General features: G+C 64.0%; 14 protein-coding genes. 12 read left to right on the forward strand and 2 right to left on the reverse strand.

Annotation, left to right across the window (positions count from 1 at the left end; all coding sequences use genetic code 11):
• Positions 1–183 precede the first annotated feature (183 nt).
• Complete coding sequence (locus ACRB8A_RS12475; RefSeq protein ID WP_432244811.1) at positions 184–3,105, forward strand: GH25 family lysozyme; 2,922 nt, start codon at positions 184–186, stop codon at positions 3,103–3,105.
• A 160-nt stretch (positions 3,106–3,265) separates the two neighbouring features.
• On the opposite strand, the gene rfbA is transcribed toward ACRB8A_RS12475, so the two are convergent.
• Positions 3,266–4,135: a glucose-1-phosphate thymidylyltransferase RfbA gene (gene rfbA, locus ACRB8A_RS12480; RefSeq protein WP_432244812.1), complete on the reverse strand. Its 870-nt coding sequence runs from the start codon at positions 4,133–4,135 to the stop codon at positions 3,266–3,268.
• A gap of 55 nt (positions 4,136–4,190) precedes the next feature.
• Between rfbA and rfbB the strand changes: the two genes are divergently transcribed.
• From rfbB to ACRB8A_RS12500, 4 genes are read left to right on the forward strand one after another with little or no spacing between them, the layout of a single operon-like run.
• On the forward strand, positions 4,191–5,189 hold the full coding sequence (gene rfbB / locus ACRB8A_RS12485; protein ID WP_050685627.1) for a dTDP-glucose 4,6-dehydratase: 999 nt from the start codon (positions 4,191–4,193) through the stop codon (positions 5,187–5,189).
• Positions 5,190–5,192: 3 nt separating this feature from the next.
• Positions 5,193–6,617 (forward strand): sugar nucleotide-binding protein, encoded by a 1,425-nt coding sequence (locus ACRB8A_RS12490; protein WP_432244813.1) that lies wholly within the window; start codon positions 5,193–5,195, stop codon positions 6,615–6,617.
• A 23-nt stretch (positions 6,618–6,640) separates the two neighbouring features.
• Positions 6,641–7,333, forward strand: a complete 693-nt coding sequence (locus ACRB8A_RS12495) for a glycosyltransferase family 2 protein (protein WP_050685661.1) — start codon at positions 6,641–6,643, stop codon at positions 7,331–7,333.
• 10 nt (positions 7,334–7,343) lie between these two features.
• Positions 7,344–7,730, forward strand: coding sequence for a DUF2304 domain-containing protein (locus ACRB8A_RS12500; protein WP_050685625.1), 387 nt, complete (start codon positions 7,344–7,346; stop codon positions 7,728–7,730).
• Positions 7,731–7,812: 82 nt separating this feature from the next.
• Here ACRB8A_RS12500 and ACRB8A_RS12505 read toward each other — a convergent pair whose 3' ends face one another.
• Positions 7,813–8,694 (reverse strand): glycosyltransferase family 2 protein, encoded by an 882-nt coding sequence (locus tag ACRB8A_RS12505; protein WP_050685624.1) that lies wholly within the window; start codon positions 8,692–8,694, stop codon positions 7,813–7,815.
• Positions 8,695–8,861: 167 nt separating this feature from the next.
• Between ACRB8A_RS12505 and ACRB8A_RS12510 the strand changes: the two genes are divergently transcribed.
• The 7 genes from ACRB8A_RS12510 (at position 8,862) to ACRB8A_RS12540 (ending at position 17,723) form a co-directional block, all read left to right on the forward strand.
• On the forward strand, positions 8,862–9,617 hold the full coding sequence (locus tag ACRB8A_RS12510) for a glycosyltransferase (RefSeq protein ID WP_432244814.1): 756 nt from the start codon (positions 8,862–8,864) through the stop codon (positions 9,615–9,617).
• 20 nt (positions 9,618–9,637) lie between these two features.
• A complete protein-coding gene (locus tag ACRB8A_RS12515; RefSeq protein ID WP_197273566.1) occupies positions 9,638–10,552 on the forward strand; it encodes a glycosyltransferase in 915 nt (304 codons plus the stop codon).
• A 61-nt stretch (positions 10,553–10,613) separates the two neighbouring features.
• Positions 10,614–11,657: a hypothetical protein gene (locus ACRB8A_RS12520; protein WP_432244815.1), complete on the forward strand. Its 1,044-nt coding sequence runs from the start codon at positions 10,614–10,616 to the stop codon at positions 11,655–11,657.
• Between the two features lie 30 nt (positions 11,658–11,687).
• The gene (locus tag ACRB8A_RS12525) at positions 11,688–12,917 is read left to right on the forward strand and encodes a lipopolysaccharide biosynthesis protein (RefSeq protein ID WP_050685618.1); all 1,230 of its coding nucleotides are present in this window, start codon (positions 11,688–11,690) and stop codon (positions 12,915–12,917) included.
• Positions 12,914–14,884: a DUF6541 family protein gene (locus ACRB8A_RS12530; RefSeq protein WP_432244816.1), complete on the forward strand. Its 1,971-nt coding sequence runs from the start codon at positions 12,914–12,916 to the stop codon at positions 14,882–14,884. Before ACRB8A_RS12525 ends, ACRB8A_RS12530 begins: the two co-directional genes overlap by 4 nt.
• A 68-nt stretch (positions 14,885–14,952) precedes the next feature.
• Positions 14,953–16,017 carry a substrate-binding domain-containing protein gene (locus tag ACRB8A_RS12535; protein ID WP_432244817.1) on the forward strand — a complete coding sequence of 355 codons (1,065 nt, stop codon included), beginning with the start codon at positions 14,953–14,955 and terminating at the stop codon, positions 16,015–16,017.
• Complete coding sequence (locus tag ACRB8A_RS12540; RefSeq protein WP_432244818.1) at positions 16,014–17,723, forward strand: DUF2142 domain-containing protein; 1,710 nt, start codon at positions 16,014–16,016, stop codon at positions 17,721–17,723. The genes ACRB8A_RS12535 and ACRB8A_RS12540 overlap by 4 nt, the downstream gene beginning before the upstream one ends.
• The last annotated feature ends 19 nt before the right edge of the window (positions 17,724–17,742 follow it).

The raw sequence follows: 17,742 nt of genomic DNA on the forward strand, positions 1-17,742 counted from the left end.
CTGCCTGCATAATGGTCACATTGGAATCAACTGAAACACTGGTCACATTTAGCACATGGTGCTACGTTGGCCCGGCCAGTTGTCTCTGACATTCCCCTGCGGAATCCCGGATGTGTTGTTTGTCCGGGATCAGCAGATTCTGATGGCTCGCTTCTGGGGAGCGGCCCTATCACCGGAGTTCATATGAAGTCGCGCCCGTCGCCTGTCTCACGACCCTTTCTCAGCCTGATTGGCGCGGCCGCGCTGGCAGCGTCCCTGATAGCAGGGCCGGGCATCGCCTCGGCAGTAACGCCGCAGCCCACAGTCCCGCCCGTGTCCGGATCGGCGGTGGAAACCAGCAAGCCGGCAACCGGCACCGGCGCTCAGCAGACCACACCCGCCGCACCGGCCCCGTCGCCCTCCGCCACACCGACAGCTCCCGCCCCGGCACAGACCCTACCGGCGCCTGCGCCGGCCCCCGCAGCACCGTCACCTGAGCCAACCCTTAACGAATCCATGGCAGACGTGCTGGCGGCCGGCGGGGCCGAAATGGGTCAACGGTCAGCGCGGGTGACCGCCAAGAGTTCCTCAGCACGGTTGCTCCGCTCCGAATCGCTGTCCGCAGAAGGCACGTGGATGCCCACCTTTGGCGTCCAGGGCCTGGATGTCAGCGGACACCAGCCAAGCGTGGACTGGAACCAGCAGTGGAACATGGGCGCGCGCTTCGCGTACGTCAAGGCCACCGAAGGCACGTACTACACAAATCCGTCCTACTCATCCCAGTACCAGGGTTCACGCAACGTCGGGATGATCCGCGGCGCCTACCACTTCGCCATCCCCAACAGGTCCTCCGGCGCCGAGCAGGCCCGGTACTTCGTCCGCAACGGCGGCGGCTGGTCAGCCGACGGCTCAACGCTGCCGCCTGTCCTGGACTTCGAGTTCAACCCCTACGAGGGCCGGACCATCGACGGGATCTACTACGGCAACACCTGCTACGACATGTCCGCCGCGCAGCTTGGCGCCTGGGTCAGGGACTTCGGCAACACCGTCAGGTCGCTGACAGGGCGCCTGCCCGCCATTTACACCAACACCTCATGGTGGAACCAGTGCCTCGGCAACCCGACAGGGTTCGGAGACTACCCCCTCTGGGTTGCCGCCTACCCCGGCGCCCCGACAAACAACGCCGGCGCCGTTCCCACCGGCAGCTGGAACACCTACAGCATCTGGCAGTACAGCAGCACCGGACCCCTGGCCGGCGACTCAAACGTGTGGAACGGTGACCTGGCAGGGCTGAAGGCCTTCGCGTCGAACAGCAACAACGTGGCCGCCGCGGCGCCCATCAATGCGCTGCGTGCCACGCTGCCCGCCCTCGGGGCTGCCACCAGCGACATCGTCTGCGGACTCCGGGATGGCGGCTGTTACCGCGTCTACCAGGGCGGCGCCATCATGTGGTCGCCTGACCTGGGCGCCCAACCGAGCCTCAACGGACCCATCAGGGACGCCTGGCAGCGGAACGGCTTCGAAAACGGCTCCCTGGGCTACCCCACATCAGTGGTGGTATGCGGGCTCAAGAAGGGTGGCTGCTTCCAGAACTACCAGGGCGGCTCCATCCTCTGGTCCCCTGCCACCGGCGCATCAGTCCTCGGCTTCGGCGCCATCCGGGATTACTGGGCGGCCAGGGGCTATGAGAACGGCGCCCTGGGCTACCCCACCAGCAACGCGGTGTGCGGCCTCAAAGCAGGCGGCTGCTTCCAGTTGTTCGAGGCCGGAACGGTCCTCTGGAGCCCCGCAACGGCTGCGAAGCTGGTCAAGGCCGGCCCCCTGCTGGACGCCTGGGGCCGTGCCGGCTATGAAAACGGCCTCCTGGGCTACCCTGCGGCGGAAGCCACCTGCGCAGCCTCCACCTGCCGGCAGAATTTCACGGGCGGGGTGGTGGCCTGGACCTCAACCACAGGCGCCTGGCCCATCTACCTGGGCATGGCTGACTCATGGAAGGCGGCACTGACCCGGGGCGAACCGATCGGCTACCCCATCGGCGGGGAAGTCTGCGGCATCCGGGCCGGCGGCTGCTACCAACTGTTCCAGAAGGGAACCCTCCTGTTCTCACCTGCCACCGGGGCATTCCCGGTCACCGGCAAACTGCTCTCCTACTGGCAGAGCACCGGTTTTGAAAACGGGAGCCTAGGCTACCCCACCGGCACTGCAACCTGCTCCGATGCGCAGACCCAGTGCCGGCAGCCGTTTGAAAAAGGCGTCGCCGCCTACTCCCGTGCCACTCCCCCTGCGACCGTTCCAGCCGGACCCATGGCTGCAGGATGGGCAACATCCGGCTGGGGCACCGGTACGCTGGGGTTCCCAACCTCAGGCCAGTACTGCGGACTCAAGGACGCAGGCTGCTTCCAGATGTTTGAGAAGGGAGCCCTGATGTACTCACCGAAGACCGGCGCCCAGCCCAGCATCAACGGCCCCATCCGCGACTTCTGGCAGAAGGCCGGATTCGAGAACAGCACCCTCGGCTACCCGGCATCCGGCGTTGTTTGTGGACTGGCGGGCGGCGGTTGCTTCCAGAACTACTCGGCCGGAACCGTCATGTGGTCCAAGGCCAGCGGCGCCAACGCCGTCATGTTTGGCCCCGTCCGGGACGCCTGGGCCGGTTCCGGCTTCGAAGGTGGAAAACTTGGCTACCCGGTCAGCGGGCAAATCTGCGGCCTGCAGAAAAACGGCTGTTTCCAGAACTTCACCAAGGGAACCGTCATGTACTCGCCCTCAACCGGGGCGCACGCCCTGACCTCGGCCCCCATCCGGGCCAGGTGGGCCACCTCCGGGTATGAGACCGGGTCCCTGGGCTACCCCACCAGCGGAACGACCTGCGGCCTGCGCAGCGGAGGGTGTTTCCAGAACTTCGAAAAGGGAACCATCATGTGGTCGCCCACCAGCGGCGCCCATCCCCTCACGCCAGGCCCCATCCAGCAAGCCTGGGCAACCCAGGGGTTCGAGGCGGGCCGGCTCGGCTTCCCCACGTCAAGCCAGACGTGCACGCCCGGCAACGGTTCCTGCAGCCAGAACTTCCAGGGCGGCCGGGTCAACTGGACCGCTTCACGCGGTGTCTGGACCACAGTGTCCTAGCACGCGGCACCAGCAGAAGGAGGGCCCGGACACGGTAACGCACCGTCGCCGGGCCCTCTTGTGTTGTTGACGCAATTAACGAAAATGCTCCCCGAACGCCGGACGGAATATCCGTCGGCATCCGGGGAGCAGTCCGCCGGCTCTGCAGTGCGCGGCGCCTTTAACGTCCGTGCTCGAGCAGGTTGATCAGGTACGCACCGTAGCCGCTCTTAACAAGGGGCTCAGCCAACTTGCGGAGTTCCTCATCTGACAGGAAGCCCAGCCGCCATGCGATTTCTTCGGGTGCGCCAATCTTCAATCCCTGGCGGTTCTCCGTGGTTCGGACAAAGTTGGACGCATCGTTGAGGTCGCTGAACGTTCCGGTGTCCAGCCATGCGGTGCCCCGGGGCAGGATTTCAACCTGCAGCTTGCCCCGGTCCAGGTAGGTGCGGTTTACATCGGTAATCTCGAGCTCGCCCCGGGCCGAAGGCTTGAGCTCCCTGGCAATTTCCACCACGTCATTGTCGTAGAAATACAAGCCGGGTACCGCGTAGTGGCTTTTGGGCTTTTCGGGTTTTTCTTCGAGGGAAATTGCCTTCCCCGCGGAGTCGAATTCCACCACGCCATAAGCCTTCGGGTCCGCCACCCAATACCCAAAGACGGCCCCGCCGTCGATATTTTCGAACCGGCGCAGCTGGGTGCCCATTCCCGGGCCGTAGAAGATGTTGTCGCCGAGGACCAGGGCCACGCTGTCATCCCCGATGTGCTCTGCGCCAAGGACAAACGCCTGCGCCAAACCATCCGGGGACGGCTGCTCTTTGTACGTGATGGAGACGCCGAAGCGGGAGCCATCCCCCAGCAGCCGCTGGAACTGCTCGCTGTCGTGGGGCGTGGTGATAATGAGGATGTCACGGATGCCGGCGAGTATCAGGGTGGAAAGCGGGTAATAGATCATTGGCTTGTCGTAAACCGGGACCAACTGCTTGCTGATTCCCAATGTGATCGGGTGAAGCCTGGAGCCGGTACCGCCGGCAAGTATTATTCCGCGCATGCCACCATCTTTCCTCCCACTAAGTGCGTCGGCAAATCCGGTATCGTTGGGGACTATGTCGCGACTCCTCGTAACCGGCGGTGCCGGGTTCATTGGTTCAAATTTTGTCCACTACGTGCTGGAGCACACTGACCACACCGTGACGGTGCTGGATAAGCTCACCTACGCGGGCAACCTGGAGTCCCTCAAGGGCCTCCCTGCAGACCGTTTCAGTTTTGTGCAGGGGGATATCGCCGATTCCGGCCTGGTGGACGGCCTCGTCGCCGAGACCGATGTTGTGGTTCATTACGCGGCCGAATCTCACAATGACAACTCCCTCCACGATCCGCGCCCCTTCCTGGACACCAACATCATTGGCACCTACGTGCTGATCGAAGCGGCCCGCAAGCACAACCGGCGCTTCCACCACATTTCCACGGATGAGGTTTACGGCGACCTGGAGCTGGATGACCCGGAGCGGTTCACCGAGCAGACCCCGTACAACCCGTCGAGCCCGTACTCGTCCACCAAGGCGGGCTCCGACCTGCTGGTCCGCGCCTGGGTCCGGTCCTTCGGGCTGCAGGCCACCATCAGCAACTGCTCCAACAACTACGGCCCGTACCAGCACGTGGAGAAGTTCATTCCGCGCCAGATCACCAACGTGATCGACGGAATCCGCCCGAAGCTGTATGGCAAAGGCGAGAACGTCCGCGACTGGATCCACGCCAATGACCACTCCTCCGCGGTGCTGGCCATCATCGACAAGGGCACCATCGGTGAGACGTACCTGATCGGCGCCGACGGCGAAAAGAACAACAAAGAGGTTGTGGAGCTGATCCTCAAGCACATGGGCCAGTCCCCGGACGCTTACGACCACGTGGTGGACCGGCCGGGCCATGACCTGCGCTACGCCATTGACTCCACAAGGCTCCGTGACGAGCTCGGCTGGGAACCCCAGTTCTCCAACTTTGACCTCGGCATCGAGGACACCATCGCCTGGTACCGCGACAACCAGGACTGGTGGCGCCCGCAGAAGGCCGCCACGGAAGCCAAGTACAAAGAGCAGGGCCAGTAGCCCATGGCCATCGAGTTCGGCAAAAAGCTGACGGCCACGGAAACACCCATTCCGGGCGTTGTCCTTTACGATCTGCCCGTCCACGGCGACAACCGCGGCTGGTTCAAGGAAAACTGGCAGCGGGAAAAGATGGTGGCTTTGGGCCTGCCGGATTTCCAGCCTGTCCAGAACAACATTTCCTTCAACGAGAAGGCGGGCACCACCCGCGGCATCCACGCGGAGCCGTGGGACAAATTCATCTCCGTGGCCACCGGCCGGATTTTCGGCGCGTGGGTTGACCTGCGCGAAGGCCCGTCGTTCGGCGCCGTCTTCACCGCCGAAATGGACGCCAGCCAGGCGATCTTCATTCCCCGCGGTGTGGGCAACGCGTTCCAGACCCTCGAGGACAACACCGCGTACACGTACCTGGTCAACGACCACTGGTCAGCGGACGCGCAGGGCCAGTACACGTTCCTCAACCTTGCGGATGAGGTTTCAGCGATCCAGTGGCCCATTTCCCTGGCGCAGGCGGAGCTGTCCGACAAGGACAAGGCGCACCCGCGCCTGGCTGACGTGATCCCCATGCCCGCGAAAAAGACCCTGGTGGTGGGTGCCGACGGCCAGTTGGGCAAGGCCCTCCGCGGGTTGTACGACGGCGACCCTTCCGTTGAGTTCGCCGGCCGCGCCGGGTTCGACCTCGGCAGCGACGAAGCCTTCGCCGGCCGGAACTGGAAGAACTACTCCACGATCATCAACGCGGCCGCCTACACCGCCGTGGACACCGCGGAGACCCCCGAAGGCCGCGAGGCCGCCTGGGCCGTCAACGTCGCCGCCGTATCGCGTTTGGCGCGGACCGCCGTCGAACATGACCTCACCCTGGTGCACGTCTCCTCCGATTACGTGTTCGACGGCGGCCGGGAAGTCCACCACGAAAATGAACCGCTGACGCCGCTCGGCGTCTATGGCCAAACGAAAGCCGCCGGCGACGCGATCGTCAGCGTGGTTCCGCGCCACTACATCGTGCGGACCAGCTGGGTGATCGGCGAAGGCAACAACTTCGTCCGGACCATGGCCTCGCTGGCGGACCGCGGCATTGAACCGTCGGTGGTCAACGACCAGGTGGGACGGCTCAGCTTCACCAGCGACATCGCGGCCGGCATCAGGCATCTGCTGATGTCAGGTGCAGCGTACGGGACCTACAACCTCAGCAACGACGGCGAGCCGCAGTCGTGGGCGGACATCGCAGCGGACGTTTACGAGCTGTCCGGCAAACCGCGCGGGTCGGTGACCGGGGTGAGTACCGAGGAGTACTTCAAGGGCAAGTCCGCAGCCCCCCGCCCGCTGAACAGCGCACTGGACCTGGCCAAGATCAAAGCTTCCGGGCTGGAGCTTCCGCTCGTTTCAACGCGCCTCAAGAGCTACGTCGAGAATGTGGACCGCGCGAAGTGACACGGTCCGACACGCTGGTCATCATGCCTGCATGGAACGAATCAGAATCCGTTGGGAAAACCATCACGGAGGTCTTTGAATTCGGGCCTTCCTGCGACGTGCTGGTGGTGGACGACGGGTCGCGGGACAACACAGCGGACGTGGCCCGGGCCGCCGGGGCCATCGTGCTGCAGCTGCCGTTCAACATGGGGGTGGGCGGCGCCATGCGGACGGGCTTCAAATACGCCAAGACCCACGGGTACAGCCAGGTGATCCAGGTGGACGCGGACGGACAGCACGATCCCAGGGACATTAAAGCCGTCCTGGACGGCCTCGAACACGCGGACATTGCCATAGGCGCCAGATTCGCGGACAAAGGCAACTACGAGGTCCGCGGCCCCCGCAAGTGGGCCATGAACGTCCTGGCCTGGACCATCTCCCGGTTGGCCGGAACAAAACTCACCGACGTCACCTCAGGATTCCGGGCGGCCAACTCCAAGGCCATCCGCCAGTACGTGGATCACTACCCTGCCGAGTACCTCGGGGACACCATCGATTCCCTGGTCGTCGCCATCCGCTCAGGCTGCACAGTCCAGCAGGTCGGGGTGTCCATGCGGGAGCGGCAGGGTGGCACGCCGAGCCACAACCCTGTCAAGGCAGCGATGTACCTTGGACGCTCCGGATTGGCGCTCCTGTTCGCGCTGACCCGGAAAAAAACCGAGCCGTCTACCAACTAGGAAATCCAACATGTCGCTCCTGATGGGCTCCATTGTCGTCCTGGCAATACTCTTTTTTGTTTTCGAAATGCTCCGCCGCCAGAAACTACGGGAAAAGTACGCCATCCTCTGGATTGTGGTGGGCATCGGCACCCTCCTGCTGTCGGCCTTCCCCTCCCTGCTGGAAAAAGCCAGCGGGCTGCTGGGCATCCAGGTCCCGGCTAACCTGCTGTTCATCATGACGCTTGTGCTGCTGGTGGGCGTCTGCCTCCACCTGTCCCGGGAACAGTCCCAGGCCGAGGACGAGGTCAGGATCCTGTGCGAGGAAGTGGCAATCCTCAAATCCGAGCTGAAAGTCCTGCAGCACCGTTTCGAGTCCGGTACCCGGAACGCAGGTGCAGCGGACCCGGAGGGCTGACGGTCCCGTTAACGCGATCGGGTCCCCAACAGTGTTCTGTTGGGGACCCGACGGCGTTAAGCCCACTCCGTTACGGGGCTGCCTAACGCACGATGTGCTTCGCCAGCCTGGGCAGCGAGTCGAACTTGCCTTTGCCGACGGACTTCAGGATCAACGACGCGGCGTTGAGCCTGGACGTCGTATGGAAGTTCGCGGCCCTCGCGGCGCCCTTCCAACCCATGGCCGCGAAACGTTCCGCCTGCTGCTGGAAGAAGCGTCGTTCCTCATCAAAACGGCGGCCGTCAAGCGCGCGAACCGACGAGTCAGACGCCGAGTGCCGGCGGTAAAGGAACGCCAGGACCGGGTCAACAATCATCGAACCATGCTCGGCGGCGATGTCCAGCAGGAGGGCAAGATCCTGGACCACATCCAGACCCTCGGTGAAGCCGATGCGCTTCACAGTCTCCGAGCGCCAGGCAAGGGACGGGAAGTAAGCCCAGTCGGCACGCACCAGGCTGGTGGCCATCACTTCGCCCTTCAGTTCGATCCGCTCGCTGGTCTTGGGAGCGTAGATCTTTTTCACCGCGTCCACGAGCGGCGTGCAGGCGATTCCCTGCTCGTCGATCACCTGGACACCCGGCTGGATCACGTCCGCCTTCGGGTATTCCGCGAACGCGCTCGTCACGAGGTCTAGGTAGTTGGGCAGCATAACGTCGTCTGCGCCCATGATGACAACATACGGTGCCTCGACGAGGGTCAGGGCCTTACGGTAATTTCCGTTGGCACCCAGGTTCTGCTCGTTCTTGAGGTACGTGACCCTGGGATCCGTGATCGTGGAAAACCAGCGCTCAGGCTCGGGATCCGGGTAGCCGTCGTCGATAACCACGAGCCGCCAGTCCTGGTTTTCCTGATTCATCACGCTGCGGGCTGCGAGCTTCATTTGATGGACATCGCCGTAGTAAGGCAACATTACGTCAACGGTCATGGACCTGAGGTTCCTTCCGTGGATTCCGCGCGAAGAGCTCGCCGGCAGTGTTCCACCAATTATAGTTGACCGGCACCGCGTCCCTCCCTGCAGGCCCGGCTTGCTAGACTGCTGGGGACCCTGCCCGCCCCGCTGGCACCGCCCGGAGGCCCGAGGAGAAAAAACTTATGGAGCCCGCAACTGCCCCTTCGCCGCGCATCAGCGTGTGCATGGCGGCATACAATGGCGCCCGCCACATCGAAGAACAAATCGCTTCGATCCTGCCGGAAATCGGACCCGACGACGAACTGGTGGTGGTCAACGACTGCTCCACCGACGCGACGTCCGACCTGGTCGCAGGCGTGAACGACCCCCGGATCCGGCTGATCAACGCCGACCGCAACGTGGGCTACGTCCGTACTTTCGAACGGGCCCTGGGTGAAGCCCGCGGCGAATACGTGTTCCTTTCGGACCAGGATGATGTCTGGCTGCCGGGCCGGGTGGAACGGATGATCTCCGCCCTTGACGGCCGGAACATGGTGGTCAGCAACTGCCGGCACGTTGAGGGGCCCTCAGGGCGCTTCCACGACATCCGCCTGAAAGCGGCCGATTCGGACCACACCGTCCGGAACCTTGCGGGCATCGTGGTGGGGTACCGGCTGCACTGGGGCTGTGCCATGGCATTCCGGCGTGTGCTCCTGGCCCAGATCCTGCCGTTTCCCGCCTATATGGACGAATCCCACGACCAGTGGATAGCAACTGTGGGCAACGTCAACCGTTCGATCGTTTACCTGGAAGAAGACACCATCCTGCATCGGCTCCACGGCGAGAACCTGACCCCCAGCGGCATCCGCTCGGCCTCCAAGATCCTGCGCGCGAGGCTGGCATTTGTCCGCAATCTTGCCACGGCGCTCCGGCGCTTCCGCCAGGTGGGGGCCGTCTGATGGGCGCGGAAGAACCGGCAGTGACCAGCCGTGCCCGCAACGTGTGCGGTGTGGTTTCGGCATTCAACCCCGGCCCCGAGAACGTGGCAAACATCGAATGGCTCCTGCAGTATGTGGAGCACGTGGTGGTGGTTGACGACGGATCGCCGGCGGATGTCACCGAATCGCTGCGGGCCATGGAAGACGCCGGCGCTGTGGTGGTCCGCCTTGGCACCAATTCCGGCATTGCCCGGGCCCTCAACCTGGGCGTCAACGAAGCAATCAGCCGCTGGGACCCGGAATGGGTGGTCACCATGGACCAGGATTCCCGCTTCACCGGCGACTACGTAGCTTCGGCCCTGGCAACGGCTGCCTCCTCCTCCGAACCGGCCACCGTGGGCATGGTCTGCGCCGAGTCGCACAACAACATCCCGTTGCCGTCCTGGGGAAGCCCGGAGGAACCGCAGATCTTTGACCCCATGACCAGCGGCAGCCTGGTCCGCACCAGTACCTTCACCGCTGTGGGGTCCTTTGATGAGGGATTCTTCATTGATTGCGTGGATTCGGAATTCAATGCCCGGCTCCGCGAAAAGGGGCTCCGTGCCCTTGCCGGGCGGGGCTGCAACCTTGAGCACAGCCTGGGCAATGCGCGTCCCATGACGATCCTCGGGTGGCATGCCCACGTCGGCGCGAAAAAGCTTTTTGTGTACTACCACGCACCTTTCCGGGTCTACTACATCACCAGGAACTCCCTGGTCCTCGCCCGCCGGTACGCTTTCAAGCAGCCCAAATGGGTGCTGCGCCGGATTTACATGGAGATCCAAAGCCATGTGGTCCGGTTTGGTTTTGGTCCCAACCGGCGCAAGCACCTTGTGGCCGCCCTGGCCGGCGTCCGTGACGCCCAGCGCCTGAAGATGGGAAAGATCGACGACGCCCTGGCCGCCCGCCTGCGCTGAGCAGGAATTCCATCATGCAGCGCCGGCGCCCCACTGCGCGGCCGAAATCGAAGGACCACCCATGACCGATCACTCAGGAACCATCTTCGTCCTGTACCACAAAGGACTAAGGACCGGCGGCCCGGAAGCACTGCATCAGCTTGTCGACATGCTGCGCGAACTGGGCCGCGACGCCTACCTCGTTCCGCACCCGCACACGGTGCACAACGACAGGGTTGAGCAGTACAACATCTACAACGCGCCGGAGGCCCCGGCGATCATTGACGCCCCCGGGAACGTGGTGGTGTATCCGGAAACCTACGTCTACGAGATGTCAGGCGTAAAACTGGCCCGCCGCATGTGCTGGTGGTTGAGCATCGATAACTCCCTCACGTTTATGGCGGAGCGGATGTGGCACCGAAGTGATGCCGGCCCCTTTGAGAAGGCCAAAGAAGCTGCCGTCCCCTTCGCCCGGATGTGGAAAAACAAGGTGGCCCCCGCGTTCCTCCGCAACGACCGCGACGTGGTCCACCTCGTCCAGTCCTCTTACGCGTGGGCCTTCGTGGCGACACGCTTTGATGTTGTGCCGTCCCTGATCTCCGACTACACACCCAACAGCGAATTCCAGGCCCATCCGGAAACCAGCCGCAACAGGAACCTGGTGACGTACAACCCGGCCAAGGGCGGCCACATCATCGAGGCCGTGAAGAAACTGTGCCCGCCCTCGATCGAATGGCAGCCGATCGTTGGCATGACCCGGGCAGAAGTGGTGGGCACCCTGCAGGGCTGCGGGGTCTACCTTGACCTGGGCCACCATCCCGGAAAAGACCGGATGCCCCGCGAGGCGGCACTGTCCGGCGCGCTCAGCATCGTGGCCCGCCGGGGCTCCGGAGCTTTTTACGCCGACGTTCCCGTCCCCTGGGAACACAAAATCACGCCGGGCAAGGACGAGGTATCGACTGCCGCAGCCATGCTCCCGCAGCTCATTGGCAACTTTGACGCCGAGGTTGCCAAACAGGACGGCTACCGCGCCGCCATCCTGAACGAAAAGTCCAGGTTCAGGAGCGAAGTGGAAGACGTCTTTGTAAAAGGCCAGCTCGGCAAGGACGCTTATGACTATATGTAAGGCCGCTGCCGGCACCGGGGAGACGGCAGCATGATCAAAAGGATCGCAGCGTTCGCCGGGCTGCCGCTTCTGGCGTCCCTGTCCTCCTTCATCCTGCTGCCTATCATCGCCAACGTTGGCGGCGCTCCTGCCTGGAACTCACTCGCTGTGGGACAGGCCGTCGGTGCCATCGCTGCCATCCTCATCGGGCTCGGCTGGCCCCTGACCGGCCCGGCCGCGGTCGCCGCGTCCGGTGATGAGACCGTGCGGCGGCGCTTTTACGCCGTCAGCTTCGTCACCCGCTCGTTCATGTTTGTCTGTGCCGTGCCGCTGATGGCGCTCACACTGGCCTTCACCACAGGCGCCAGCCAGTTCTGGCTTGCCTTCCTGATGGCCTGCGCCCAGGCCGCTGCCGGGTTGACCCCGGCCTGGTACTGCATCGCGACCGGACATGCCGGGCGCATTGCCAAATACGACGTCCTCCCCCGGATGGTGGCAACACTGGGCGTCATTCCCCTGCTGTTTGCAACGGGTGAGATCTCCTTCTACCCGCTTGCCCTGATAGTGCTGGGGCTGGCGGGAACCCTCTGGTTCAACAAGGACCACTCGAACCGAAGTGATTTCAGCGGACTCGGCCTTACCGCCATCCTGAAGGAAATCTGGGCGCTGCGTGCGGGTGCCGGCATTACTGCTGCGGCCGGGGCCTACGCGTCCACACCTGTGCTTGTGGTGCAGTTTGCCGCGTCAACGGCCGGACTTGCATCCTTCGTAACGGCCGAAAAGTTCTACCGGATCGGACTCCTCGCCACGGCTGCCCTGGGTAACAGCCTTCAGGGCTGGGTCAGCGAACACGGCGGCGACCATACCCGCAGACGGGTGTTTTCACTCCGGGCCCTCACCGGCCTCGGCCTTGCAGGCTGGGCGCTCCTGGCGCTCCTGGGGCCGTGGGTCAGCTTCATGCTGTTCCCGAAGGTGCCTGCCGATTTCTGGACCTGCTTCTGGTTTGGCCTGTCATTCTTCCTGGTTTGCGTCACAACCTCCACCGGGGCGCACTGGCTTGTACCGGCCAAGAAGATGCGCGTTGTGTTCTACAGCACCATTGTTGGGGCAGTGCTGGGTCTGCCGGCCATGATCATCCTGTCGGGCCTGATGGGCGGCCAAGGCGGCGCCCTCGGCCTGGTGATCGGCGAAGTGGCAGTTACCGTCATCCAACTGCTGGCCATCCTGCGCCTGGTCAGGGGCGAGGCCCCGACCCGCGAAGTTGACGGGGCCGCATTGTGAGCTGGCTTGGCGCCGTACCTGCGATAGCCGTGGCAGTGCTGCTCCTGTATATACCGGGCGCTTTGATCGGTGCGTGCCTGAAGTTCCGCGCCGGAGCCATCCTTGGCCTGGCGCCCCTGCTGTCCACTGCGTCCGCCGGCCTGGCAGGGGTACTCGGCGGGGCCATTGGCGTGCCGTGGAGCATCCTGCCTTACCTTTTGGTCAGCGCCCTGCTGGCCGCAGCAGCGTTGGCAGTAACGCGCGGAGTCAGGTGGCGTCTTACAGGGGCACCGCCCCTCCGCCAATGGCTGCCCTTCGCGGCGTTGGCATTGGCGACAATCCCAACAGCCATCAGGTTTGTGCAGCTGGTGGGCTCGCCGGCAGACCCTTCGCAGGTGTTCGACAATGTCTTCCACCTGAACGCCATCCGGTTCATCCTGGATACCGGCAACGCGTCCTCGCTCAATCTCGCTGCGTTGCAGGGGGTATCGGGCCTGGACGCCGTCTATCCCGCGGCATGGCACTCCTTCGCCGCGCTCCTGGTCCAGGTGGCCGCCGTCGACATCCCCACGGCCCAGAACGCCCTGAACCTGGTCATCGCCGCTGTCCTCTGGCCCGCGTCCTGCCTGTTCCTGGTGGCCAAAACCATCTCGCGCCGGCCCGCAGCCCTGGTGGTCACAGGGATCATTGCAGCGGCCCAGGTTGCCTTCCCGTATCTCATGATCGTTTGGGGTCCGTTGTTCCCCTACGCGTTGGCCGTCAGCATGATGCCGGCGCTGATCACCTGCCTCGCGGCCGTTGTCCGGCTCGGGCGGACCCGCACGGACCCCCTGCGCAGCTGGATTTTTGCCTTGATACTCGGGCTGGGCGGCCTTGCCTTCGCCCACACGAGCTCGGTCAACACCACCATAGCGATGGGCCTGCCCCTGGCTGGACTGCTCTGGTGGCGCATCGCGAGGCGCTCCGGCCTCCGGGCCGGCGCGCTCCGGTCCGTCCTGTTCAGTGCCGCCAGCCTGGCCGTGCTCCTGGTTGCGGCCCTGCTGTGGTTCAAGCTGCGTCCAGCCCCGTACGACAGTTGGGGTCCGGCAGTTAAGCCGGGCGCCGCCGTCGGTGAAATCCTCACGGTCAGCACCATGCAATCCACGATCCCGGCCGTTATTGTCGCCGCCCTCTCAGTGGCCGGATTGCTCACCGTTTTCCGGCAACGGAAGCACCGCTGGATGGCATTCTCATACGCTGTCCTGGGCAGCCTTTACGTTGTGGCCGCGTCGTTCCCCAAGGGTGCCGTCCGGGACGCACTGATAGGCACCTGGTACGGCGACACCTACAGGCTCGCAGCACTCCTGCCGCTGTTCGCCACACCCCTTGCCGTGCTCGGTGCATTGGCTCTCTGGGACTGGTGGCAGTCGTCAGCCATGGCGGCCAGGCTGCAGGGGACACTTGAAGGCCGGGCACAACTCCCCGGCCGCGGTCCCGCCCTCGTCGCCGCGGCGGCAACCATCGTCCTGCTGGCCCTGGCCAGTACCGCCGGGCCGCTCACACACTACATCCGCGGCGCATCAGGGGTATACAAGTTGAGTGCCGATTCCGACTTGTTGACGCCGGCTGAACTGGCCCTGTTGAAACGCCTGCCGGACCACGTTCCAGCTGACGCCGTGATTGCCGACAATCCCTGGAACGGCAGCTCACTCGCCTACGCGTACACGGGACGGCGAGTGCTGACCGCGCACCTGTTTGCAGAAGCCGGTCCGGACGCAAAGCTGATCAACGAAAGCCTCAAGGACGGGCCCGACGTGAGCGGGCTGTGTCCCGCCCTTCGCAACCAGAACGTCCAGTACGTCCTGGATTTCGGTTCCGACTACCTCATCGATTTGCCTGGCTCCGAGACCTATCCGGGTGTCACGGATATTGGCCAGGCCAGGGGGCTTACCCTCGTTGATTCAGAAGGCGACGCAGCGCGGCTGTACCGGATCTCGGGTTGCGGGTGAGGATGTCCGGGCGTCCCGCGGGAGGCGGCCTGCCCGTCGCCGCCGGGTGTGGGCATTAGGCTTGACACGTGATTCACCTTTCCAACCGCAATAAAATACGCACTTCAGGACTGCTGGTGGGCCTCCTGTCGTTGGCTGCCTGTTCAACCACTCCCCCGGGTACCATCCAGGGTGCTTTGACCGGAATCGGCAGCAATGCCGCCCAGGGGTCAGTCAGTGCCTGGGGCCTGGCCTGGGGCGAAGCCGTCAAGGGCGCCTCGGTAAGCTACTCCCCGGACGGCACAGCCCCCGGCCTCAAGGCTTTCCAGGACGGGCAGGCCCATTTTGCTGTTGGCTCATCCCCGCTTCCGGACGATGTGGCCGCGTCCGTGCGCGGGATGTGCACGGCCGACGGTGCCGTCTCCTTCGCTGCAGGAGTCCTGCCGGTGGGTGTAGCCATCAAGATCAAGGACGTCAGTGACGTGGTGCTGGATGCGCCGGTCCTTGCCGGCATCCTTGAAGGCCGGATCACACGCTGGAACGACCCGCGCCTGCTCGAGTTGAACCCCGAAACAGACCTGCCGGATCTCGGGATCACGGTGCTGGTCCCGGAAGGTCCATCGGACACTGTCCGACCGGTCAACGACTATCTCGGCCGGGATGCCGGCATGGATTGGACGCCTGCCACCCCTGATTCCTTGCCGTCAACGGTCCTGGGACAGGTATCCTCACCGCCGCTGGACCTTGCGAACAAGCTCGACGACACTGACGGCGGGCTGTCGATCCTGGACGGCAGCATCATCGGCAACAGATTTACTGCCGCGCAACTGGTCTTCGACGGCAAGCCCCGGCGGCTGCAGGCCACTTCGGTTGTCGACGCCGTCAGCACAGGCACAGTCCAGTCCTCGGCAAGGTCCGTGGTGCAGGGCCTCGACGGCCGATCCGGCTACGCGCTCGCGACAGTCATTTATGTCTACGTCTGCCGGCAGTACGAGGAACCCGAGCTGGGCAGGCTGACCCAGTCGATGGCTGAAAGCGTCCTGAGTGAAGAGGCGCAGAAGAACGCCAATGCGTTCGCGTTCGTGATGTCTCCGGGTAAAAAAGCCATTGCCGACGCCCGCAGGCTCATCAGCACCGTTGGAGGCGGACAATGACCATCCTTACGAAAAACACCGGACGCCGCAGCCTTCCCCGGCCGCTGCCGACGTTCGCTCTCCTCACCGCCATCTTCTCCCTCCTGTTCGGTCTGTGGTCCTTGGCTACCCCGCTGATGGGTGCTCCCGATGAACCGGCACACACCATCAAGGCCGCTGCCGTGGTCCGGGGCCAGGTCCTGGTCGAGGAAGGCACTTCGTTCGGCCATGGTGTCCATGTCCGGGTTCCCAATTACATCGCCAGCCTGCACGCGCAAAGCTGCTACAAGTTCAACCGCACCCAAGCGGCTGACTGCACGGCCCCCATCTATTCGGACGATACGTTCACCAACATCGGGGTGACGTCCGCGGGGTCCTACAACCCCATGTACTACTGGGTGGTTGGCCTGCCCACTTTGTTCATGTCCGGCGCGCCGGCCCTCTACGCAATGCGCCTGGTCAGCGCGCTGCTGTGTGCGGTGTTCTTTGCCGCCGGCTTCACAGCCCTTACTGAACTGAGGCGCCCCAAATTCCCGGTGCTGATTGCTGCACTGAGTGTCACGCCAATGGTCCTGTTCCTGGGCGGTGGCATCAATCCGAACTCCCTGGAAATCGCTGCGACCATGGCCGCTTTCGCGGGATTCGTTGTGGTGCTGGACAACTGGCGTAATACCAAAAGGGTGATTCCGGCCCTGGCGACGGTTGCTGCGGCAACGGTGGTCCTTGCCAACGCCCGGCAAATATCACTGATCTGGCTGCTCTGCGCCCTGGTAGTCGGTGTCTGTTCATTCCGCTTCCGCCGCACGATTGCCGTCTTCAGTGACAAGCGCGTCCTGATAGCCGCAGGGCTGGCGGTCCCCGGCGCCGTGCTGGGCCTGGTGTGGATGTACCTGGCATCCAACGGGCCCGCAAACGTGGGCGTGGCGCCGGAAGGCATTGCAAGCCCGCATCCCGATGCACCGCTGTACCGCGGATTCATCATCATGCTTGACCGCACCTACGACTTCTTCCCGCAGTACATCGGCACCATGGGCTGGCTCGACACACCGGCGCCGGAACTGGTCCAGCTTGTCTGGGGCGGGTTGATGGTGGCAGCACTGATTGTCCCCTTCTGCGTCCGGCCGCTTCGGCACTGGACCGGTTACTGGGTGGCCCTGGCCATGCTGTACCTGGTGCCGGCGCTGCTGCAGACCGCCCTGTGGCGGGGGATGGGATTCATCTGGCAGGGCCGGTACACCCTGCCCCTCGTTATGGTCCTGTTCATCAGCGTGGGACTCGGATTACGCAAACTCCGCTTCCCCGCCAGCCCGGCTGCCGTCAGGGTCTCACGGGTCGTTTTTTGGGTAATGGTTTTCTGCCACACCCTGACCTTCGTCTACGTGCTGCGGCGCTACGTTGTTGGTATCAGCGAAATAGCCAACTGGCAGACCCTCTTCTCGTCCCCCCACTGGCAGCCGCCACTTGGTTGGTTTGTCCTCAGCGTCGCCTATCTGTTGGTCACCGCGGCAGGAGGCCTGATTCTCTTCCGGTACCTGCATGGCGGACAGCAGCTTCCCGTGTGGCGTCCCGGGGGCAAGAGCCCGGTCCGGACCGGGAAGCCCAGCCCGGCCCTTCCGTCCACCGGGCCCAGCGGGCTGCCCAGCGCTCCTGTGCCGGGTTCGCCGGTGGGTGCGGGAACACGAATGCCTCCCGGCGGCATCCGGGCTGAGACCGGCCCTACGGACTGAAAAGACGATGTCCCCATCC

Origin of the sequence: Arthrobacter sp. G.S.26, from assembly GCF_050847375.1 — a bacterium.
Taxonomy (GTDB): domain Bacteria; phylum Actinomycetota; class Actinomycetes; order Actinomycetales; family Micrococcaceae; genus Arthrobacter.

What these genes read in the sequence shown, in the direction of transcription:
- ACRB8A_RS12510 (WP_432244814.1), top strand. Translation starts at nt 8,862, where the DNA reads ATGGAGCCCGCAACTGCCCCTTCGCCGCGCATCAGCGTGTGCATGGCG.
- ACRB8A_RS12495 (WP_050685661.1), top strand. Translation starts at nt 6,641, where the DNA reads ATGCCTGCATGGAACGAATCAGAATCCGTTGGGAAAACCATCACGGAG.
- ACRB8A_RS12500 (WP_050685625.1), top strand. Translation starts at nt 7,344, where the DNA reads ATGTCGCTCCTGATGGGCTCCATTGTCGTCCTGGCAATACTCTTTTTT.
- ACRB8A_RS12540 (WP_432244818.1), top strand. Translation starts at nt 16,014, where the DNA reads ATGACCATCCTTACGAAAAACACCGGACGCCGCAGCCTTCCCCGGCCG.
- rfbB (WP_050685627.1), top strand. Translation starts at nt 4,191, where the DNA reads ATGTCGCGACTCCTCGTAACCGGCGGTGCCGGGTTCATTGGTTCAAAT.
- ACRB8A_RS12505 (WP_050685624.1), bottom strand. Translation starts at nt 8,694, where the DNA reads ATGACCGTTGACGTAATGTTGCCTTACTACGGCGATGTCCATCAAATG.
- ACRB8A_RS12525 (WP_050685618.1), top strand. Translation starts at nt 11,688, where the DNA reads ATGATCAAAAGGATCGCAGCGTTCGCCGGGCTGCCGCTTCTGGCGTCC.
- rfbA (WP_432244812.1), bottom strand. Translation starts at nt 4,135, where the DNA reads ATGCGCGGAATAATACTTGCCGGCGGTACCGGCTCCAGGCTTCACCCG.
- ACRB8A_RS12490 (WP_432244813.1), top strand. Translation starts at nt 5,193, where the DNA reads ATGGCCATCGAGTTCGGCAAAAAGCTGACGGCCACGGAAACACCCATT.
- ACRB8A_RS12520 (WP_432244815.1), top strand. Translation starts at nt 10,614, where the DNA reads ATGACCGATCACTCAGGAACCATCTTCGTCCTGTACCACAAAGGACTA.
- ACRB8A_RS12475 (WP_432244811.1), top strand. Translation starts at nt 184, where the DNA reads ATGAAGTCGCGCCCGTCGCCTGTCTCACGACCCTTTCTCAGCCTGATT.